This window comes from Novosphingobium sp. (genome assembly GCF_032093395.1).
GTDB lineage: Bacteria > Pseudomonadota > Alphaproteobacteria > Sphingomonadales > Sphingomonadaceae > Novosphingobium.
On record NZ_DAMDBA010000037.1, the window covers coordinates 25,563 to 46,259 of the forward strand.

A 20,697-nucleotide genomic window follows, 5' to 3' on the forward strand; every position below is an offset into this window, starting at 1 on the left:
CCCAGCACACCATAGATTGACGGGGAAAGGAGCGGCATGACAGTTTCCACCGATGCGATACTGGGCGTGATAGCGGAAGAATCCGGCCTCGATCCGGCTGCCCTGCGTCCCGATGCCACTTTCGAACAGCTCGACATCGGCTCGCTCGACGTGGCCAGCACGCTGTTCGCCATCGAGGACAAGTTCGGCGTGGAGATCGATCCCGACCAGTTGAACCCAGCCTCCACGATCGCGGAATTCGTGAATCTCGTGCGGCAACTGGCGCCTTCATGAGCCGAAAGGTCGTCCTGACCGGCTTCGGCTGCGTCAGCGGCCTGGGTATCGGAATTGCGGAAACATGGCGGAACGTGGCGCAAGGCAAGGGCGCAATCCGTCCGCTCCGGCGCGAACCGCCCCCGGAGCATCCCAACCGGCGCATCGACGGGCCCGCCGCCTGGGTAGACGCCGAAGCCTGCCGGGCCGCACTAGGCGCTGCGGACCTGCGGCCCATGGGCCAACTCGATCCGCTTTCTCTCCATGCCCTGACCGCGGGGCTTGAAGCGGTCGAAACGGCCGGGCTGCGCAGTCACGCCTCGCTGGCACATCGCACCGCCATTCTGGTCGGCTGCGGCAGCGGCGGCAATGCGACGGTGGACCTGGCTTTCGAGCGGCTCTACGCCCGCGACATGGCCAGGGTGCATCCCCAGACCATCCCGGCCTCGATGATCTCCGCCCCCGCCAGCCATCTGGCGATGCTGCTCGGCTGCCACGGCCCGACATTCGTGATCTCCAGCGCCTGCGCCTCCTCCGCCCATGCCTTGGGAGAGGCCATGCACATGATCCGCTCGGGCCGGGTGGAGGTGGCCCTTGCCGGCGGCAGCGAGGCTTGCCTCACCCTGGGATCCTGGGTCGCCTGGAACTCCGTCGGCGTCATGGCCGACGATACCTGCCGCCCCTTCTCGCGAGATCGCAAGGGCATGGTCCTGGGCGAAGGCGCGGCCATGGTGGTGCTGGAAAGCGAGGAACACGCCCGCACGCGCGGCGCGAAAATTCTGGGCGAGCTGGCCGGCTACGGCAGCAGCAGCGATGCCGCCGAAATGACCGCTCCGGATTTGCGCGGGATCGAAGCTGCCATCCGCATGGCCCATGAGGATGCCGGGATCGCACCGAACGAATCCGCACTGATCTCCACCCACGGCACCGGCACCCGCCTCAACGACGTGGTGGAGGCCGCCGCGCTGAAAGCGGTCTATGGCTCCGCGCTGCGCGATCACACGGTGATCGCCACCAAGTCCGCCCATGGGCACCTGATCGGCGCAACCGCCGCCATGGAATTCGTCATCGGCATGGAAGCGCTGGCGCGCGGCGTGGCGCCGCCGGTCCTCAATCATCTAGGGCCTGATCCCGAATGCGACCTGCCGCTGGCTCTCCAGCCCAGGCCCATCGATCACCGGGTACTGGTTTCCAACAGCTTTGCCTTCGGCGGGCTCAACGCCGTGCTCGTGGGCAGGATCGCATCATGACCGCAATCGCACACGTCAACGCCATCGGCACGGCGGTGCCGCCGCATCAGGTCCACGACGCCTTCGTCGGTTTCGTGCGGGCCTCCCTGTCGGACCCGGCCCATGCTCGCCTGTTCGACCGCATGGTGACGCGCGCGGGGATCGAGCGGCGCTTCTCGTTCATCCAGCCCGAAGTCCTGCCCGACGGTCGCATCACCGATCGCGACCGCTTCTACGGCCTGGGACACTGGCCCTCGACCGCCGCGCGCATGGCCCGCTACGAGCGCGACGCCCCGGTTCTGGCCTTGCAGGCGGTGCGTGCCCTCAGCACCGATATCGCCGCCGAGGGCGTGACCCATCTCGTGCTCGCTTCCTGCACCGGCTTCGTCGCGCCGGGGCTGGACCAGGTGCTGGTGTCTCAAGCGGGACTCGACCCCGCCGTGGAGCGCACCGTCGTGGGCTTCATGGGCTGCTACGCTGCGGTCAATGCGCTGCGATCGGCCCACCACATCGTCCGTTCCGAGCCCGAGGCGCGCGTGCTGGTGGTCAACCTCGAACTCTGCACGCTCCATTTCCAGCGCACGCAGGATCTGGAAAAGCTGCTGTCGATGCTGCTGTTCGGAGACGGCGCCGCAGCCGCGCTGGTGACCGCAGAGCCGCACGGTATCGCCCTCACCGACTTTCGCTCCGCCGCCATCCCCGGATCGGGCGAGGCGATCACCTGGCGGATCGGCGACCAGGGCTTCGACATGCATCTGGACGGGCAGGTGCCGAGCTTCATTGCCAATGCCCTGCGTGCGGAGCGCGGCCGCAACGACCCGGGCAGCATCTTTCGCGGGCTGTCTCCGGCCGACTACGATCTCTGGGCGGTCCATGCCGGCGGCCGCACGATCCTGGACGCGGTGGACCGCGCGCTGAACCTGCCAGCCGATGCGCTTCATCGCTCGCGGGAGGTGCTGCGCAGGTTCGGAAACATGTCTTCGGCCACGCTGATGTTCGTGCTGGCGGCTATGTTGGAGGACCGGACGCAAGGCGGTGCCGCGACCGCAGGCGGGAACGGTATCGCGATGGCGTTCGGCCCCGGCCTTGCCGCAGAGACCTTCCGGTTCAGGTTGCTGCCCGCGTGATCGACTTGCGCCGAAGATCCGGCGAGCCCGAGTGGATGGACGGCGATGGCGTATCGCCGGAGGAGTTCGCCGCCTGCCTCGATGATCTGGCGAAAGTCAACACGATCACGCTCGCAAGACTGCCGACGCTGGCCTTCCTGGACCGGGCCTTCGCCGCCACGCCGCCGGGGCGGAAGCTGACCGTGGTCGATGTGGGCTTCGGCGCGGGGGACATGCTGCGAGCGCTCGCCCGACACGCGCGCAAGCGAGGGCGCGAGGTTCGGCTGATCGGCTTCGATATCAACCCGCGCAGCGAACCCGCCGCCCGTCGCCTGACGCCCCCCGCCCCATCCCCGACGACGACAATCGACTACCGCACCGGCAATGCCTTCGCCATGGCCGAGGACGAGCCGGTCGATCTCGTGGTGAGTTCGCTGGTCACGCACCACATGTCAGACGCCGGGATCCTGGATTTCCTGCAATGGATGGAACGAAAGGCCGCGCTCGGCTGGTTAGTGAACGATCTGCACCGACATCGCTTCGCCTATCATGGCTTTTCGCTGCTGGCGGCGGCGATGCGCTGGCACCCTTTCGTGCGGCATGACGGCCCTTTGTCCATCGCCCGCGCCTTTCGCCGCGACGACTGGGACGTGCTGCTCGGCCAGGCCGGCCTGATCGGCACAGCGCGTGTGAACTGGCGCTTTCCGTTCCGCTACTGCGTGGAGCGGACGAAGTGGTAGAGCCGGTGCCCATAGAGTCCGTGGCTGTATTGGGCGGCGGCCTTGCCGGGGCTTCGGCCGCGCTCAGGCTCGCCCGCGCGGGTATCGGCGTAGACCTGTTCGAACGCCAGTCCGGCCCTCATCACAAGGTCTGCGGCGAATTCCTTTCCGTCGAAGCCCAGCGCGACCTGCGCGACATGGCGTTCGAACCGCTGCGCCTCGGCGCGGTGCCGATCGATCGCGTACGAATCGTGAGCGGCCGGAAGAGCGCCGAATCCCGCCTTCCCTTCACGGCGCTGGGGGTCAGCCGGGAAGTGCTCGACGAAGCCCTGCTCGATGCCGCCGCGGCAGCGGGCGCCAGGGTTCTGCGCGGCACCCGGGTTACGGCCATCGAAGACGGCGGCCTCCGCACCAGCGCGGGGCGATTCCCCGCGAAGACCTTGTTTTTGGCCACCGGCAAGCATGACTTGCGCGGCATGAACCGGCCGGATGGAGGCGAACGGTCCCGGCATATCGCCTTCAAGATGCATTGGAAAATTCCAGCCCGGCAGGACGAGGAACTCGGCCATGCCGTTGAACTGGTGCTTTTCGACGGTGGCTATCTGGGGCTCCAGCGCGTGGCTGAGCGGGTCATGAACCTCTGCGTACTGGTCCGGCGCGAGCGCTTCGGCGGATCCTGGACCGATCTGCTGGCGGAACTCATGCGCGAGGATCATGTCGCGCGCAGACTGGACGGGGCGCTGGAAATGCTGGACCGCCCGGCTTCCATCGCCGGCCTGCCCTATGGTTACCTCCATCACCCGGCCGACGACCGCCCCGGCCTGTTCCGCCTCGGCGATCAGGCGGGATTGACCGCTCCGCTCACCGGAGACGGCATGGCCATCGCGCTGCGCAGCGCGGCTCTGGCGGTCGATTGCCTCCGCGCGGGCCGGAGTTCGGCCTCCTATTCCGGCCTGCTGCGCCGGGAAATCGCCGGGCAGGTGCGCAAGGCGATGCTGCTCCACCAGCTTGCCGCGCTGCCGGTACTGCCGATCGCAATGGGCCTGCTCCGGTTCTGGCCGCCGCTGCTCGGCCGCCTTGCCGCTGCGACACGGCTTGCATGACCTTCCCCACTCGAACTTCGCCCCAAAATTGATCATACAAGCTCGAAATCGGCTCTGTAATATCCTCGGGCGATGCCGTAGAGTTCTTTCTTCGGGCATTCTCGCCGCAAGATCGAAGTGAAAGATAGCCGATGGTCAAAGCCGTTTCGCTGGCTGACGAACTCTATGCGAAGCTCAGGAGCGGCATCATGTCCGGCGAACTGGCACCCGGCGCCAAACTGCCATCGCAGAAGGAAATCGCGGAGTCCGAGGAAGTCAGTCGGACCGTCGTGAGGGAGGCCGTCGCCCGGCTCGAAGCGCAAGGCTATGCAGAGGCACGGCAGGGGTCCGGCGTCTATGTATCCCAAAGCGCCCGCTACCGCGCGTTCCAGGTGACGCGCGAAGAATTGTCCGAACTCTCGGACATCATAAAGCTGCTGGAAATGCGCCTGGCGATTGAGACGGAAATGGCCGGCCTTGCCGCCGCGCGGCGCGATCAGGACGATATCGTGGCCCTGCGTACGGCGCTGAAACATATGCGCGAGGTGGCGGACGATCCGGCTGCCTCGGCCCTGGCCGACACCCAGTTCCACATGGCCATCGCCCGTGCGACGAAGAACGAGTATTTCGTTCGCTTCATCGACTTTCTCGGCGTTCGCCTTGTTCCGCCGCGGAATCTGTATCTTCGGGACCGTTCATCCGTGGCCCATCAGGACTATGTCGAAAAGGTCCATGACGAGCATGATGCCGTGCTCAATGCGATCGTGCGCATGGATATCGAACGCGCGCGCGCCGCTGCCCGTCAGCACATGCAGGAAAGCCTGATGCGCCATTCCGAATTAAGCGATGCCATCTCCGACAGTGAGCTTGATGCCACAAGCGATTAGAAGCCGGCGATAGTTATACGATAACTATCGCCGGGGAAACGGCAGGCGGAGCCCGTTTCAGAACGCGAACCTCTCGCCCGCCACCAGCTTTTCCCAGGCCGCGCGGTCGGGAACGTCGCCGCCGCGATCCCATGCCGATCCCATGTAATAGGTGAAAGGCTGGCCCGGCCGGACCTTCACGAGCACCAGATAATTCTCCGCGTCTTCGGTAAAGCCCACCAGCATTGCGGGATCGACCGCGATGGCGATCCCCAGCGTGCCGTGCTCGGCGCTTTCGGGCTCCCAGTATGTCATGCGCGCCGAAGCCTCGTCTCGGGCGACAAAACCCTTGCCGTTCGCATTGCTCTTCTTGCCGATGCCGATGCCCACGACCAGCGGCTCCTTGCTGTCCGACTGCAAGGTCGAGCGCATCCGGGTGAAGTGCGATCCCAGCGGCAGCGAAAACTCCCGGCTTTCCCAGACCTTTCGCACGACATCGACCGGCCAGGGCTTGTACGTGGCGGAGAACCGCGCGACCTTTCCGCCAGTCTCCTCGATCCTGTAGGTCGCGAAATTTCGGCTCGTCCAGAGCTTGTCGTCATACCAGATGCCAAGCCCGCCACTGCCGCGGGAACGGCCGACATCGTAGTAATCCAGCCCCTCGCCGCGATCCATGTGATAGTTCGGGAACTTCAACTGGCGATCCATAAACGGCCAGCGCACGCGCTTTGCCCAGGTATCGATGCCCGATCCCGAGGGCGCCTCCTTGGCCTGCAGGGCCGGGCCGTAGATGCGGTGCGCCACCAGATCGTTTTCCCAAAGCAGGTCGTCGAGCCGATCCGGCGCAAAGCGCGCAATGGCGCGGGGGGCGCGCTCCGCCGGGGAGGGCGGCGGAAGCGGCTCCACCGTGGAAGGACGGCCCGTCATGGCCGGATCGTAGGCAAGTGCCGCAGTGGCCTTCATCTCCGCCGCGCGCCTGGCCATTTCCACGGGACCGCGAACGGTCTTCGGTGCGGGGGGCGCCGGCGAGGTCGCGGCGATCACTTCCGGGCTGTCCTTGGTCGGCTCCGCATGAGGCAGAGCCTGCACCGGCCCGGAGAGATCGGCGATTTCCAGTGCCGCCAGGATATAGGCGCCATTGGCGTAAGGCCCGGTATCGCGGGCGGCCGTATGTACCGGCTGATCACCGGTCTTCTGAGCGGCACCCAACTGGCCGTCCGGAAGCACTTGCCGGTTCAGGCCCGCCCAGCCCTTGAGAACATGCGGCAGGTAGGTCGCACGATCGAGCAGGCCGTGGTTGATGCCCCAGGCCAGTCCGTAGACGAAGAAGGCCGAACCGGAAGTCTCCGGCTCGGGATAGGCTTCGGGCGCGAGCAGACTTGTGCTCCACAGGCCGCTGGGCCGCTGGAGTTCGGCAATGCGTCCGGCCAGCGTCCGGAACAGGTCGAGGTAATAGTCGCGCCCCTGCTGGTCCGCCGGCATGGCCTCCAGCCAACGCGCGAGGCCGCCCAGCACCCAGCCGTTGCCCCTTGCCCAGTAGATCGGCCGGCCGTTCGCCTCGCTGCGCCCCGCGAACCGCTCGTCGCGCAGGAACAGCCGGTCTTTCGGCACCCAGAGCCGCCGCGCCGTGCGCCGCCATTCCTTGTCGGCCGCCAGGAGATACTTGGGCTCGCCGGTGATCGCGGACATGCGCGCAAGCACCGGGGGGGCCATGAACAGGGCATCGCACCACCACCAGACCAGCGCCTTGGTGTCTTCCTTGCGCGCAAGGTGCGGCACTTGCCAGTCGAGCCGCTGCTGCAAGGGCATCAGCACGCCGTCCTGCCGCCGCCTGCTATAGAGTTCCTCGTAGAGATCCCCCACCGCGATATCGTCGGCATTGAGCATCGTCACGCCCGAGCGGGCGCCGCGCACCGCATAGTGATAGTGCTCGGCGATCATGGTGAGAAACCGCAGGGTGTCCGGCCGTTCGGAAACCCGCGCAAGCCGCGCCGCGCCCACGTAGTAGACCGCCGATACCCAGTTGGGCGCCATCGCATCCAAGGCGCCGCCGGTGGAGAGCGGTATGGGCCGGGCCGCCATGTCGGCGATCTGGGCGGCGCTGACGTATTCCGCTGCCGCAAGGGCTTCCGCCCGCGTCGGCAGGCGCGCGCCCTCGGTATCGAGGTGGGGACGCGGCGGCACGCGCAGCCATTGCGGATCGACGCCGTCCACTTGCGCCTGGAGTTCCTTGCAAGACGCACCCCACGGCGTCATCGAGGCTCCCGAGAGCAACAGCGCGCCCGCAACCCGATGCCAGTACCTGCGCCTCACTTTCACACCCTATCTCCTCGCATGGGGATCCGCATCGGGACTGGCCCGGTCAGAACGTGGCACGCACGCCGAACAGGAACTCGCGTCCGAAGTGCCTGTAGTTGGACACACGATCGGTCGCGTCGACATAGCGGTCGTTATATTCGTCGGTCAGGTTCACGGCTTCGACGGACAGCTTGATATTGTCGTTCAACTCATAGGAAATCGAGGCGTCCAGGTTCAGCGTGCTGTTGACGCCCTCCTCAGTATTGTTGTTTCCACCCGGGAAGGACAGCAGGTAGCTGTCGCGATAGGCCGCCGAGACGCGGGCGCTGAAGCGCTTGGTTTCGTAGTAGAGCGTGGCGTTGTACATGAACTTGGACTGCCCGGTCAGGCGGTTCTTGCCGTAATCGCCGTAATCGACCTTGGAATCGACGAAGGTCACGTTGCCGATAAAGCCCAGGTTCCGAAGCGGCCCCGGCAGGAACGAGAACGGCTGCTGGTACTGCACTTCCAGTCCCTTGAGGGTGCCGCCCTTGCCGTTGATCTTGCGGGTGACTTCGAAGTCCTCGTCCGGAGAGGCCGGCGTACCGATCAGCAGGCTGTCGGGAAGACCCAGGCTGGACCAGGGCACCACGTCGGTGACGGTGGTGATGAAGGAATCGATCTTCTTGTAGAACACCGCCGCCGCCAGCAGCGATTCCTTGGCGAAGTACCATTCCACCGAGGCATCGTAGTTCGTCGCGCGGAAGGGATCGAGCAATGGATTGCCGTAGGAAACGCGGCGTGTCGGCGTGGACAGGCTGCCGCCCGGCGTCAGATCGCCCAGGGCCGGACGCGACATCACCTTCGCCGCACCCAGCCGCAACACCAGATCGCCGCCTGGCTCGATCGCGAGGTTGAAGGACGGCAGCCAGTCATCGTATCCGTTCTTCACGGTTACATAGTCGGTGTTGAGGTAACCCGAAGAGGTCGTGCCCGTGTGGGCATAGCGCAGGCCCACATTGCCCCGCACGGTGACGCCGGAAATATCGGTGTCGAAATCGGCCTGTACGAAAGCGCCGGTATCGCGTTCCTTCACTTCGCGCACGCCGTTGTAGGTCGGGACCAGCGGGTCGTCGTAGATGCTCAGGAATTCGCTGATTTTCCCGATGTCCGGGGTGATGTAATCGAGATCGGTTCCACCGGGTATGGCAAGGCCGCCGCCGATGGTTTCCACTTTGCCCAGATTGGTCACGTCGGTCGCCCGGTCGCTGCCGGAAAGGACCGAGACCGCCTGCTGGAACCCGTAAGTGTCGAAGCCGTAAGTGCGATACTCGCCGCCGGCCTTGATGGTGATCTGGTCGGTCAGGTCGTATTCCAGCGCGCCCGCTGCGGTCTTCAGGCGGTAGTCCGCGCCGCCGGTGCTCCGGCGCCATTCGGTGAGCGTGAAATTGCGCCCATCGGTTACGTCGAAACCATAGGAAATCTGCGGCAGGCGGTCGTTTCCGCGAAAGTCGTAAGTGTAGCCGTCCCGGTTGGTGGCGTCGAACATGTAGGACACCGAAAGCGGGGTCCGCGCCTTCGAATGCGACGTTCCCAGCTTGATGCGGCCCCGGAAACGATCGGTGAACGCATGACGGGCGTTGAACGAAAGCTGCGTGAAACTGCTTTCGTCACGGGAGAAGCCGTTCTCGGACCGGACATCCACCTTATCGAACACGCCATAGGAGATCGTGTTCTTGGTCGGGTCTATCTCGTAGTCGCGCACGCCCGTTTCGCGCACCCCGCCGGCGGCGCGACTGAAGCTGATCGCCTCGATGTTGGGGCTTTCCGCTTCCTGGTTGAACCGCGAAAGCAGGCCGTCCAGCGTGATCTCCGTGTCGTCCGATGGCTTCCACTGCAGCGACGCGGTGATGCCCAGGCGATCCTCCGAGAACTGCCCGATGGTATAGCGCGGAATGCGCGGATAGTAGGCGGAGAGCAGCTCGCTGCGCTGTTCGGGCGTGGTGCAGGTTGCACAGCCCGCGAAATTGTTGCCGGCGCCATAGGCCAGGGACGGATCGCCGCTCTGCCAGCGGGTGGTGTTGAAGCTTTCGCTGGTCGGCTTGCGCTCGCTGTAGGCTACCGAGACAAGTGCGCCGAACGTCTCGTCGGCGTTGGCCCAACTGAGCAGGCCTGCGATCCTGGGCAGGAGCTTTTCCGACAGGTCGTTGTACGAGCCTTGGGCGGAAAGGGCGCCATGCAGACCGGCGCCGAAATCGAGGCCCCGCCCGGTCTGAAGATCGACCGTCGCGCCCAGCGAGCCTTCCTCGATCTCGGCAGACTGGGTCTTGCGCACGGTGATCGAGTTGAAGAGTTCGGAGGCGAAGATCGAGAAATCGAAGCCGCGGCTGCGGTTGCTGCCATAGGCCGCCTGCGCCTCCAGCCCGTTGATGCGGACGCGCGTGAAATCCGCGTTCAGGCCGCGCACGCTGATCGTGCGCCCCTGCCCGCCGTCGCGTTCGATCGTCACGCCGGGAAGGCGCTGGATCGATTCCGCCAGGTTGAGATCGGGAAAGTCTGCCATGTCTTCGGCGAGGATCGTGTCGACCGCACCCGCTTCACCGCGCTTGATCGTCAAGGCCTTGTCCAGGCTGGTGCGAAACCCGGTGACGATGATCTCCGGCGCCGAAACGCCGCCTATGGCCTCGCCCGAAGAGTCCTGCTCCGGCTGGGAAACGGTGGATTGCGCCGTTGCCGGAGCGGACAAGCCCAGCATGGCGGCCAGCGCCGATGTTCCCAGCGCCAGTCGAGCCTTTGCACCGAAGCGCTCTCTCATGGTCTTCCCTCTCCATTTGCCCGGCATTTTCATTGATACCGGTGTCAATGGAAAAGATGTATGACAACATTTCGTGTCTGGCAACAGCATTGTTTCAGGATTTTATCTCGATATCAGCACGGCCAGCCGAAACCGATCATCCGCTCATACGACATCATTTTGCGGTCGCGAGATCCACGGCGTAGACGTGGTTCCGTCCATGCATGTTGGAGCAAAACACGATCCATCGTCCATCGGGCGTGAAGGTAACGTTGGGTTCCAGGCGATAATCGTGCGCGGCCATGTTCACCAGCCGGGTCGATCGCATGACCTGCGTGGAGATCAGGTCCGCCTGGTCGCTCTGCGGGTCGGCATCGGGAACCTCTTCCGGCTGGAGAAGGACCAGCCACTTTCCATCGCCCGCATGAGCGACCATGTCCGCATCGCCGCCGTCACCGGCGAACCACGTCCCGTCCGGCGAGCGGTTGAAGTGCACCGACCAGTCGTTGCGCTCCACCCGCCGCCATACGCGTGCGCCCGTATCGAGATTGACTGAGGCGACCCAGAACACCTGGCCCCGCGGGGTCTGAAGGTCGTAGAAGACCTCCCGCCCGTCCGCTCCGAACCATTCATGGCCGAAAATCTCGAAGTTCATCGTGCGCTGATGGAGCTTGCGCAGGTCGCTGCCATCGGTGCGCATGGTCCACATGCGATCGACGCGATGCCACGGACCCTCGTGGCTGAAGATCAGGCGCTGCGGGTCGGTGGGCGAGAACTGGGTGTGTCCGATCCATTCGTTGGTCTTGTGGATCGTGCGACGCTCGCCGCTGCGCAGATCCAGCGTGAATATCTCCATCGGATAGCGCGCCGCCCAGCGTTCGAGCATGCGCACCCCCTTGGCCCGCGCAAAGTTCAGCGGCTTTCCGTCCGGCCCCTTGGCGGAATATTCGGCCTGATCGAAACGCCGGTTGCGCGGGTCGGCGACGCCCGGCTGGAGCGGCTTGGCGCCATAGGCGACGAAGCCGAGCATGAGGGTGTCGTCGGCATTGGCCGCATTGATCTGCCCGTTGGGAATCCTGCCGATCCGCTGCTTCCGTCCGCTGTCGATATCGACCGAGAAGATCGTGCGCGGGCGGTCCATCGGCTGTTCCTCGCCGGGATCGCTGACGCTGTAGAAAACCCGGCGAGAGCGCCGCGCGGTAAACAACAGGTCGGCCTTGGGATCGCTCACGAGCTTGCGGAGCGCCTGCGTCCTCAAGTCCACCGCGACGATGCCAGAGGGCGTGGACATGACCATCAGGTCACCCTCGGGCGTGAAGCTGTTCTTGTAGAAATAGAGCTTGCCGCCGCCCTCGTCGGGACTGAGACGGACGATGCGATAACCGGTCACGGGGTCCATCCAGTCCTTCGGCGGCGCGTCCGCCAGGCGATCCGGCACCGGAGCGGAAGGGGCAGGCGCCGCCCTGCTCCGCGACGCCGTCACCAGAGCACCCGCCGCCAGCCCACCCGCTGCCAAGCTCCCCGTTGCCAGGCCCTTCAGCAATCCGCGTCGGCTCTGCCGTTCCCAGGTCATCGTCATCTCCCAACAAGCAATCAGGGCGCAGGCGTCAGTCCTTCGACGCGTACCTTCCAGCCCTTTTTCGGAAATCCCGGAGCATGCCCCTTCGACCCGTCCCAGCCGCCCGCCATCAGGCCCACGGCCATGAGCAGCGCACCGTTCGAGGGGAAGTAGGTCTCCGCCGCCCGGCGATAGCCGGCACCGTCCGGATTATCTTCCAGCGCGACGCCGCCAGCTCCTCCGGAAACCGGCACGAGATCCTCGGCATGGGCATCGAGGTGGACCCGAGGCGTCATGCCGGTCGGCCCCCACTGGTTGTTCTTGCGATCGGCGAACAGCCAGTCGATGGCCTTGTTCGGCTCTCCCAGGCGCGCCGCGGCCATGGCCAGCATCGGGAAGTCCCAGCCCCACGTCTGGCGCAAGTCCCAATTCGCGGCCACTGCATCGAGCGTGCGCCGCATGGCCGCCCGATCGATGCGATCGCCGGGAATGAAACCGTAAGCCATCAGGAAAGATGGGTGATCCCGGTTTTTGCAGGCTTCCGCCACCGCATTGCCCCGGCATGCCGGCGAGCGTGCCACTTGCCAGAAGTCAGGCACGGTTTCGACCGGCAGGTAAAGCCCGGCGCGCATCGGTGGTGGAGCAAGCCGCCCGATCGCCTCGTCCCACTCGGCCTTGCGCGGATACCCCTGTCGCTCGCGCCATGCCTGCGCCGTCTGAAGCGCCCAGCGGAAGTATTCGAGCTCGAAAGTGGGATTGGCGGTCGTCAGCGGATCGTAGTTCTCCTGGGCGGGAATCAGCGGCGGCCCCAGGTTCATCCGGCCATTCGCCCCGGTGGGCCAGGATGCCAGGAGATCGGCCGTCGCCTCCACCAGTTCGCCGTAACGCAGGAGTACCGCGCGGCTTTTCCCGGCCCGCCAGACCAGTTCCGCCATCAGGATCGGATGCGGCTGCTGCCACATGATGAAAGGAGAGACCAGGCTGGGACTGTTGCGCCCCTCCGGCCCCACCATCTTGGGCCACCAGGCGCCGCGAACCTTGTGACGGGCCGCCTCCTCCCGCGCCTTGGGCAGATGCGCGATATACCATGGCAGGCTGCGTTCGAGCAGTTCGGGATGCCCCCAGATCGCCTGCCAGCCCGAGTGCCAGGGGTGCATTTCGAGGTGGAACTTGCCGAACCAACTGTTGGAGAACAGTCCTTCCTCCTGCGGCGGCAGTTCCCCGGCGCCGTTGATCGCCGAGAGATACTGCGAAAGCACGACCCGGCGCTCCAGTTCGACGGCGCGCGGATCGGTGCTGCCACTGAAGTCCACCGCTCCGCCTCGGGTCCAGAAGGCCTGCCAGTGATCGGCCACGGCCCGGCCGCCCTCCTGGACAGGCGGCAACGAGGCCGAGGCGGCCGTGCGATCGTAGCTTACGGTCAGGCGGATGGTCTCGCTGCCCTGCCCTTTCGCACCGACCGTCGCCCTACCGTCAAAAGCAAGAATGCCGTCGCTTTCCACGGTGGACCAATAACGGGTGGCGTCAAGATCGCGCTGCAATCGGATGCGGCTCGGTCCCTGCGCAAGGATCCGCGTCTTGCCGCGATCGTCGCTCCATAAGGAAGGATCGGGGTTGATCCGTGCATCTACGGCGGGATAGCGCGCCACCAGTCCAAGGCGCCCGGAAGCGGCGAGCGGGGATGTGACTTCCACCGAGATCGCATCGCGCCCCGGCAGTACCCGTGTAACGACAGTGACCGGCACCCCTTCATAGGCGAAGCGGCTTGTCAGCGTTCCGGACCACATGTCCAGCACCTGACGGGTCTTGGAAACGGCCTCGAAGCGCGGCGCCTTGCCGTCCATGGTCATCGCCACGCGGCCAAGCGAGATGCGATGGGGATTGGCACGCAGCCAGTTGAGCGCCGGGTTGGTTTCGGCATCGCCCCAGGAACGCATCCAGGCGTAGGGCTGCTCGCCGCGTCCCGGCACGGGCACCTGCACCAGACCGTCCTTCTCGGCGTAGCCCGCCTTATCCGGAAAACTGTGCCATGCCCATTGCGCCATCGTCAGCAGCGGTGCCAGCGGCGAATATCGGTCAGGAAAGGTCTGGAGGCCGGTGATGTCGGCGGTGAAGCCGATCGCGCCATTGCCCAGCATGACCGGCGCATGCGGATCTATGGCCGTAAGCACCGGATTGTGCCGCTGGACCAGTGCCCGGCGATCGATCCGATCGGCTGCCCCCAGCGCCGTGCCGGCAAAGCCCCCCGCCGTGCCGGCAAAGACCGGCGCCACGGCCCCGACCAGGCAGGACATCGATAAAAGGCCTGACAATGCCAACCTTGCTCCGCTCGATCGTGCCGAACCGCCGCTTGCCGACGACTGGATCATGATGCCGCTCCCGGATGACGGCACCTTGCAGCGGTGCCTTTGCCCCCTCTCATCATGAACGGGTTACCGGTGTCAATGACGGAACGCAAAAATGGCGAAAGTTATATGATGACTTTCGATTTTCCCTCTTCTCGATCGATTTTCCGCATGATAGCAGACTGTTCCGAAGAGGTGCTGCCTGAAGACCGGCCCGGTTTCAGGCTTCCAAGCACCCACGCCGATCCGCAGGTCACGGGAGAGAGATCATGAAATCCGCGCGCATGTTTGCGTTCTGTCTGGTCGCTGCGGCGTTGGCCGACGGCCTCTCGCCTGCCGCGGCCAAAGTCATCGCCATCAACCAGCCCGCGCTGACTCTGACGGAAGCCCGCATCGGCACCCTTCCCGATGCCGAGCAGGCGGTATGGCTTGCCTACCTGCTCCGCTCCAAGGCCCAGGCGCGCGTCGATCGCCAGTCCCTGGCCGCCGAACTCCAGCCGGGACAGACCCCGCCGCCGCCGCCGCAGGCCGTCGGTCCCTCCCACTACAACATGCCGCTCGATAGGCCCGCGGCGTGGTACAAGTCCGCCGAAGCCCGGCATATCGCCGATACCATGGTAAGCTTCCAGACACCCGCCGGAGGCTGGAGCAAGAACCAAAACCGTGCCGGCCCGGCCCGCCTGCCCGGGCAGCGTTACGGCAACGATGCCGAGACCATGGTCCAGGATCCGGCGAATTTCGACGCCCCTTACGACCGGTTCTGGACATTCGTCGGCACGCTGGACAACGATGCCACTACCACCGAGATGCGGTTCCTGACACGCATGTCGGAGGCCATGCCCGGAAACGAGGGCGCCCGCTATCGCGAGAGCATCGTCAAGGGCGTGGAATACCTCCTTGCGGCGCAGTATCCCAACGGCGGCTGGCCGCAGATCTGGCCGCTGGAAGGCGGCTTCCACGACGGCATCACCTTCAACGACAATGCTGTCGCCAAAGCGGCGATGTTGCTTCAGGACGTGGCGCAGGCGCCGGCCTATCGCTTCGTCCCCGGCTCTCTGCGGCAGAGGGCCGGCGCGGCGGTGGGCAAGGCGGTCGACGTGATCCTTGCCGCGCAGGTACGCCGGGACGGAAGGTTGCTCGGCTGGCCGCAACAGGTCGATCCGCTGACGCTGGAGCCGATCTCCGCCCGCAATTACGAACCGCGATCGGTCGCGAGCGGCGAGACTACCGATGTGCTGATCTTCCTGATGAACCAGCCCTCGCCCTCCCCCGCCGTGCGCGCCGCCATCGAAGGCGGCATCGCGTGGCTCAAGCAGGTTGCGCTCCGCGATCATGCCTGGGAAAAGACCGAGGACGGCCGCAAGCTGTTTCCGCGCGCGGGAGGCGGGCCGCTCTGGTCGCGCAATTACGATGTGGTGTCGGGCCTGCCGATCTTCGGAGACAAGGACCGCTCGATCCACGATGACGTGAACGAGATATCGGTCGGCCGCCGCAACGGCTACAACTGGTGGGTCACTGCTCCGCAGGAAGCGCTGGATGCCTATGCCGGCTGGAGCAGGAAATCCGCATCCGGAACATCGCGCGCAGACTGAGAGACCGTTCCTTCGCACCGAGAACCGGCGGCCACATACCCACGGCGTATCGATTGCTGACTCAATCGGTATTTGTTGATCGGCTGCAAATCGATCACGCTCCCTCGTAATCACGCAAAGTGGTATGGGAGAGGGAATCGATATGCATAATATCGACGTGGGTCGCTGTGTCGACGAAGCCAGGTTCAGTAGCTTTCACTTAAAGATAATCGTCGCCTGCGCACTACTTCTCATCGTCGATGGATACGATGTATTCATCTACGGTGTAGTGCTTCCACAACTTATGGAGCACTGGCAGCTTACCGCGCCCCAAGCCGGCTCGCTGGCCAGCTGGGCGCTATTCGGCATGATGTCCGGCGCTCTCCTGTTCGGGCCGCTGGGTGACCGTATCGGCCGCAAGACCTGCATCGCCATTTGCTTTACCCTTTTCAGCGCGGCCACTTTCGTCAACGGCTTCGCTACGACGCCGATGACGTTCGGCCTGCTGCGCTTCGTGGCGGGTCTCGGCTGCGGAGGGCTGATGCCCAATGCCGTTGCGCTTACCAACGAGTATGCGCCGAAGCGGATGCGCAGCACGCTCGTGGCGCTGATGTTCAGCGGCTACGCCGTCGGCGGCATGGTCGCGGCGGGCCTAGGCATCTGGCTGCTGCCGTTGTTCGGCTGGCAGGTCATGTTCTTTGCCGCTGCCGTTCCGCTCGTCCTGCTGCCGGTGGTCCTGCGCGGGCTCCCGGAATCCGCCGGTTTCCTGATCCGCAAGGGCGAGCAGGACCGGGCACGCGCCATCCTTCAGCACCTTTCGCCCGAAGCCGCGACAAGCGGCAGGCTGGTCTATCAGGAAAGCGGCGGCGGGCGCGCTTCGGTATCGGAACTGTTCCGCCATGGCCGGACGCTCGGCACGCTTTCCATGTGGCTGTGCTTCTTCTGCTGCCTGCTGATGGTCTACGCGCTGGGCTCCTGGTTGCCGCAACTCATGCGCAGCGCCGGGTACAGCCTGGGGTCGAGCCTCTCGTTCCTGCTGGCACTCAATTTCGGCGGCATGTTCGGCGCCATCGCCGGAGGCCGCCTGGCGGACCGGTTCGGACTGCCCCGCGTGGTCATGGCTTATTTCGCCCTCGGCGCGCTCTGCATCGCCCTGCTCGGCCTCAACAGCGCGATGCCGGTACTCTATCTGTTGATCTTCATTGCGGGTGCGGGGACCACGGGTACGCAGATCCTGCTCTACGCCAGTGTCGCGGAGTTCTATTCGCTATCGGTGCGCTCCACCGGGCTCGGCTGGGCTTCGGGCATGGGCCGCATCGGCGCGATCGTCGGGCCTATGCTGGGCGGCCTGCTGCTGGCGGCGCAATTGCCGATGATGCTCAACTTCATCGCCTTCGCCGTTCCCGGACTCGTCTCGGTACTGGCCACGGCGCTCTATATGGTGAGCCGCCGTCAACAGCGCATCCAGCCGGACTACGCCCTCGCGGCCTGAGCGGATGACCATGACGACGCGGCAGACATCGTGGATCCCGGCGATCATCGCCGGGATCATCGCCACCACCATTTCCTATGCCGGGCCGCTGGTGATCGTGTTCCAGGCCGCGCAAGGGCTGAAACCCGAACTCGTCGCCTCGTGGATCTGGGCGATCTCGATCGGCAGCGGCGTGCTGGGCATCGTGCTGAGCTGGCGCTGGCGCGTGCCGATCGTGATCGCCTGGTCCGCGCCGGGATCGGCACTCTTGGTGACGATGCTGCCGCAGACCGATTTCGCGACGGCCGTGGGCGCCTATATCGTCGCCAACCTGGCGGTGCTGGCGGTCGGCGCATCGGGTACCTTCGATCGGCTGATGCGCCGCCTGCCTGCCGCGATCACGGCGGCCATGCTGGCGGGCATCCTCTTCCGCTTCGTGATCGACATGGTGGGCGCCGTGCCTTCGGCGCCGCTGATGGTCATCGCAATGATCGCCGCCTTCTTCGCCGGACGGGTACTGGCGCCGCGCTATGCCGTAGTCGCGGTGCTGGCGACGGGACTCGTACTGACCATGATCGAGGGGGGGCTCACGGGTACGATCGGGACTCCCCGCCTGACCCTGCCGGTCTGGACGACGCCCCGGTTCGACTGGGCCGCGACGGCCAACATCGCCCTTCCCCTGGCCGTGGTCGCGCTGACCGGACAGTTCCTTCCCGGCATCGCCGTGCTGCGCGCCGCCGGTTACGCGGAGCCTTCGGCGCGGCCGATCGTCTCGGCCAGCGCGATCGGGTCGATCCTGCTGGCACCGTTCGGCTGCCACGGCCTCAACCTGGCGGCCTTCACGGCCGCCATCTGTCTCGGCCCCGATGCGCACCCCGATCCCCGGAAGCGCTACCTCGCCGGGATTGCGGGCGGCGTGACCTATCTCCTCTTCGGCGCTTTCGCGGCCACCGTGCTGGCGCTGTTCGCGACCCTGCCGAAGACCCTGATCGCCGCGCTGGCGGGGCTGGCGCTGTTCCCGGTCGTATCCAGTTCACTCAGCACCGCCCTGCGCGCGGATCAAGGGCGTGACGGCGCGCTCGTGACGTTCGCGGTGAGCGCCTCGGGAATGACGCTCGCCGGGCTGGGATCGGCGTTCTGGGGGCTGATCTTCGGGCTGTCGGTCCACGTGCTCCAAACCCTCGCATCGCGCCCGATGCGAGCCGCGGCGACCTGATCGCCATCAACAGGACAATAGAAAAATCAGAGCCCGATCGGGCCAGGAAATTCGGGAGAATAGGAATGTTCGATATGATGGCGCTTGCGCTGACCTCGGCGGCTGCCCCGGTTCCGGCGGCCGCGCCCCCTCCTCCGCAAGCGCAGGCGCAGGCAGAGGCACCCGTCGTCACGGCGTCAGCGCCGGAGACGCCCAACCGGCCCAAGGCGCCCAAACCCGCCTTCAAGCCGATCAATCATGACGAGGACTACTCCAGCTTCCGCGCGGTAAGGGACCAGAACCTGTGGACCCGGCTCAAGTACATCCCGCTGGCGGGCAAGACTTACGCCACGCTTGGCGGAGAACTGCGGCTGCGCCCGGAACTGCGCATCGGCGAGCGCTGGGGCCGTGGGCCGCAAGACGATGACGGCAATTTCCAGCAGCGCACCCGCGTCTGGGGCGATCTCCAGATCGAAGGACTGTTCCGCGCCTTCGTCGATCTGGAACATGCCACCAGCTCCGGCCTCGATTCCGTGATGGCGCCGATCGAGGAGGGACGCCTAGACTTCAACCAGGCCTTCATCGAGGCGCATGTTCCGGTCGGCCAGGCGAAGATTACCGCGCGCTTCGGGCGTCAGGAAATCGGCATCGGCAACCAGACGGTGTTCGACATGCGCGAAGGCGCCAACACGCGCCGCTCGCTCGACCTGCTGCGCGTCATGGGCAGCACAGGTCCATGGGACGGCGGCTTCCTGACCGGCCATGCCGTGCTGGAAAAACTCGGCACGTTCGATGACGAAACCAATCACGACTATGACCTTACCGGCTTCCACGCCGGGCGCAATTTCGGTTCCGGGGCACGCTCGTCGCGGGCGGAAATGCTGTTCGTCGCCTCGGACCGCGCCAGCGTCGCCTTCGACAGCGCGGCGGCGGCCCGGGACCGGCGGCGCACGCTTTCCTTGCGCTATGCCGGAAAGGCCAATGCCTGGAGTGTCGACGTGGAGGCGATCCGCCAGTGGGGCTCCTTCGGAAATCTCGATATCGACGCCTATTACGTGACCGGAACCGTGGCCCATGGCTGGGCGTCGGGCTGGAAACCCAAGCTGGCCCTTCGCGTGGACGTGGGTTCGGGAGACCGCAATCCAAACGACGGCAAGCTCGGCACCTATGGCCCGCTGTTCCCCAAGCCCCTCACCTACAACGGCGACCTCGGCCCGCACAACCTGACGATCTTCCAGCCGATGCTGACCCTGCAACCGAACGCCCGCCTGACGCTGGACTTCTCGGCGGCGGGACTGTGGCGCACCTCGATCCACGACGGCGTCTACTCGCTGGGCGGGCAGGTGCTGCGCAGCGCCGACGAGAGCGATTCCCGCTTCTTCGGCAAGCGGGCCACGGCGGCCGGGCGCTATGCGCTGAACCCGTTCACGACCCTGGGCTTCTACACGATCTACGGAGACGTTTCGGAAAAGTTCAAGCCGGGCCGCGACCTGTTCTACGCAGCGGCCTATGCGACTTTCCGGTTCTGATACGAAAGCGGCCGCCCGATCCGGGCGGCCGCAAACTTTTCCGATATCGATTGAGGTCAGGCCGGTGATTGCTCCGCCAGCAATTCCTTGAGCGGCCTGTCCTTGTCCGCCAGCGCGGCGAGGTCGGGCTTTGCGCCCGCTTCCACCAGCTTACGACCCTGAACGTAGTCCTTGACCATGTTCACGCAGTCCAGCGCCAGCACTTTGCCTTCCTTGAGGTAGACCACCGAGAAGCTGCGGTCCTCGGGATTGCCGCGGATCACGGTCTGGTCGAAGCCCAGGTTGATGCCCGCAGTCTGAAGCTTGAGGTCGTACTGGTTGGACCAGAACCACGGGAAGGCCTTGTAGGGCTTCTCGTCACCGCAGATCGCCTTGGCCACGCATGTGCCCATGTCGTTGGCGTTCTGCACCGATTCCACACGCATCACCGTGCCGCCCGCAAAGTCGCAGGCGAAAGCCGCGCAATCGCCGATGGCGTAGATGTCGGGCAGCGAGGTGCGGCAATATTCGTCCACGTCCACACCGTTGGCGCCTGCCGCGCCCGCCAGGATCAGCGGGCCGACGGCCGGAACGATGCCGATGCCGACGATGACAGCCTCGGCGGGGAGCACTTCGCCGTCCGCCAGCTTCACGCCGGTTACCTTGTGCCCGTCGCCCTCGAGGCATTCCACCGCCACGCCGGTGCGCAGATCGACGCCGTGCG

General features: G+C 65.5%; 16 protein-coding genes. 11 read left to right on the forward strand and 5 right to left on the reverse strand.

Translation table 11 applies throughout. The features are described 5' to 3' along the window. Nucleotides 1-36: 36 nt before the first annotated feature. The 6 genes from RT424_RS13565 (at nucleotide 37) to RT424_RS13590 (ending at nucleotide 5,275) form a co-directional block, all read left to right on the forward strand. Nucleotides 37-273, forward strand: coding sequence for an acyl carrier protein (locus tag RT424_RS13565; RefSeq protein WP_313439051.1), 237 nt, complete (start codon nucleotides 37-39; stop codon nucleotides 271-273). Next, complete coding sequence (locus RT424_RS13570; protein ID WP_313439054.1) at nucleotides 270-1,502, forward strand: beta-ketoacyl-[acyl-carrier-protein] synthase family protein; 1,233 nt, start codon at nucleotides 270-272, stop codon at nucleotides 1,500-1,502. Before RT424_RS13565 ends, RT424_RS13570 begins: the two co-directional genes overlap by 4 nt. Continuing rightward, entirely contained in the window at nucleotides 1,499-2,608 is a 1,110-nt protein-coding gene (locus tag RT424_RS13575; RefSeq protein WP_313439057.1) for a type III polyketide synthase, read from the forward strand. Before RT424_RS13570 ends, RT424_RS13575 begins: the two co-directional genes overlap by 4 nt. Continuing rightward, nucleotides 2,605-3,327: a methyltransferase domain-containing protein gene (locus RT424_RS13580; protein WP_313439060.1), complete on the forward strand. Its 723-nt coding sequence runs from the start codon at nucleotides 2,605-2,607 to the stop codon at nucleotides 3,325-3,327. Before RT424_RS13575 ends, RT424_RS13580 begins: the two co-directional genes overlap by 4 nt. A 5-nt stretch (nucleotides 3,328-3,332) precedes the next feature. Next, entirely contained in the window at nucleotides 3,333-4,409 is a 1,077-nt protein-coding gene (locus RT424_RS13585; RefSeq protein WP_313439063.1) for an FAD-dependent monooxygenase, read from the forward strand. Between the two features lie 131 nt (nucleotides 4,410-4,540). Beyond that, nucleotides 4,541-5,275 (forward strand): FadR/GntR family transcriptional regulator, encoded by a 735-nt coding sequence (locus tag RT424_RS13590; RefSeq protein WP_313439066.1) that lies wholly within the window; start codon nucleotides 4,541-4,543, stop codon nucleotides 5,273-5,275. A gap of 57 nt (nucleotides 5,276-5,332) precedes the next feature. Here the strand turns inward: RT424_RS13590 and RT424_RS13595 are convergent, their stop codons facing one another. The 4 genes from RT424_RS13595 to RT424_RS13610 form a co-directional block, all read right to left on the reverse strand. Further along, nucleotides 5,333-7,573 carry a glycoside hydrolase family 88 protein gene (locus RT424_RS13595; protein WP_313439069.1) on the reverse strand — a complete coding sequence of 747 codons (2,241 nt, stop codon included), beginning with the start codon at nucleotides 7,571-7,573 and terminating at the stop codon, nucleotides 5,333-5,335. Between the two features lie 43 nt (nucleotides 7,574-7,616). After that, on the reverse strand, nucleotides 7,617-10,346 hold the full coding sequence (locus RT424_RS13600; protein ID WP_313439070.1) for a TonB-dependent receptor: 2,730 nt from the start codon (nucleotides 10,344-10,346) through the stop codon (nucleotides 7,617-7,619). 154 nt (nucleotides 10,347-10,500) lie between these two features. Further along, nucleotides 10,501-11,898, reverse strand: a complete 1,398-nt coding sequence (locus RT424_RS13605) for an oligogalacturonate lyase family protein (protein ID WP_313439073.1) — start codon at nucleotides 11,896-11,898, stop codon at nucleotides 10,501-10,503. A 20-nt stretch (nucleotides 11,899-11,918) separates the two neighbouring features. Then, nucleotides 11,919-14,177, reverse strand: coding sequence for a hypothetical protein (locus tag RT424_RS13610; RefSeq protein WP_313439076.1), 2,259 nt, complete (start codon nucleotides 14,175-14,177; stop codon nucleotides 11,919-11,921). A 150-nt stretch (nucleotides 14,178-14,327) separates the two neighbouring features. Here RT424_RS13610 and RT424_RS13615 point away from each other — a divergent pair, with 150 nt between their 5' ends. The 5 genes from RT424_RS13615 to RT424_RS13635 all read left to right on the forward strand — a co-directional run bounded on the left by RT424_RS13615 (nucleotide 14,328) and on the right by RT424_RS13635 (nucleotide 19,994). After that, nucleotides 14,328-14,501 carry a hypothetical protein gene (locus RT424_RS13615; protein WP_313439079.1) on the forward strand — a complete coding sequence of 58 codons (174 nt, stop codon included), beginning with the start codon at nucleotides 14,328-14,330 and terminating at the stop codon, nucleotides 14,499-14,501. After that, complete coding sequence (gene pelA, locus RT424_RS13620; protein ID WP_313439082.1) at nucleotides 14,498-15,820, forward strand: pectate lyase; 1,323 nt, start codon at nucleotides 14,498-14,500, stop codon at nucleotides 15,818-15,820. Before RT424_RS13615 ends, pelA begins: the two co-directional genes overlap by 4 nt. A gap of 142 nt (nucleotides 15,821-15,962) precedes the next feature. After that, entirely contained in the window at nucleotides 15,963-17,291 is a 1,329-nt protein-coding gene (locus RT424_RS13625; RefSeq protein WP_313439085.1) for an MFS transporter, read from the forward strand. 4 nt (nucleotides 17,292-17,295) lie between these two features. Continuing rightward, a complete protein-coding gene (locus RT424_RS13630) occupies nucleotides 17,296-18,486 on the forward strand; it encodes a benzoate/H(+) symporter BenE family transporter (protein ID WP_313439088.1) in 1,191 nt (396 codons plus the stop codon). Nucleotides 18,487-18,551: 65 nt separating this feature from the next. Continuing rightward, nucleotides 18,552-19,994: an alginate export family protein gene (locus tag RT424_RS13635; RefSeq protein ID WP_313439090.1), complete on the forward strand. Its 1,443-nt coding sequence runs from the start codon at nucleotides 18,552-18,554 to the stop codon at nucleotides 19,992-19,994. A 56-nt stretch (nucleotides 19,995-20,050) separates the two neighbouring features. Here the strand turns inward: RT424_RS13635 and RT424_RS13640 are convergent. After that, a partial coding sequence (locus RT424_RS13640; RefSeq protein ID WP_313439093.1) for an NAD(P)/FAD-dependent oxidoreductase occupies nucleotides 20,051-20,697 on the reverse strand: 647 nt, incomplete at its 5' end.

What these genes read in the sequence shown, in the direction of transcription:
- RT424_RS13625 (WP_313439085.1), top strand. Translation starts at nt 15,963, where the DNA reads ATGCATAATATCGACGTGGGTCGCTGTGTCGACGAAGCCAGGTTCAGT.
- RT424_RS13590 (WP_313439066.1), top strand. Translation starts at nt 4,541, where the DNA reads ATGGTCAAAGCCGTTTCGCTGGCTGACGAACTCTATGCGAAGCTCAGG.
- RT424_RS13615 (WP_313439079.1), top strand. Translation starts at nt 14,328, where the DNA reads ATGACGGAACGCAAAAATGGCGAAAGTTATATGATGACTTTCGATTTT.
- pelA (WP_313439082.1), top strand. Translation starts at nt 14,498, where the DNA reads ATGAAATCCGCGCGCATGTTTGCGTTCTGTCTGGTCGCTGCGGCGTTG.
- RT424_RS13565 (WP_313439051.1), top strand. Translation starts at nt 37, where the DNA reads ATGACAGTTTCCACCGATGCGATACTGGGCGTGATAGCGGAAGAATCC.
- RT424_RS13570 (WP_313439054.1), top strand. Translation starts at nt 270, where the DNA reads ATGAGCCGAAAGGTCGTCCTGACCGGCTTCGGCTGCGTCAGCGGCCTG.
- RT424_RS13605 (WP_313439073.1), bottom strand. Translation starts at nt 11,898, where the DNA reads ATGACCTGGGAACGGCAGAGCCGACGCGGATTGCTGAAGGGCCTGGCA.
- RT424_RS13600 (WP_313439070.1), bottom strand. Translation starts at nt 10,346, where the DNA reads ATGAGAGAGCGCTTCGGTGCAAAGGCTCGACTGGCGCTGGGAACATCG.
- RT424_RS13630 (WP_313439088.1), top strand. Translation starts at nt 17,296, where the DNA reads ATGACCATGACGACGCGGCAGACATCGTGGATCCCGGCGATCATCGCC.
- RT424_RS13575 (WP_313439057.1), top strand. Translation starts at nt 1,499, where the DNA reads ATGACCGCAATCGCACACGTCAACGCCATCGGCACGGCGGTGCCGCCG.
- RT424_RS13635 (WP_313439090.1), top strand. Translation starts at nt 18,552, where the DNA reads ATGTTCGATATGATGGCGCTTGCGCTGACCTCGGCGGCTGCCCCGGTT.
- RT424_RS13610 (WP_313439076.1), bottom strand. Translation starts at nt 14,177, where the DNA reads ATGTCCTGCCTGGTCGGGGCCGTGGCGCCGGTCTTTGCCGGCACGGCG.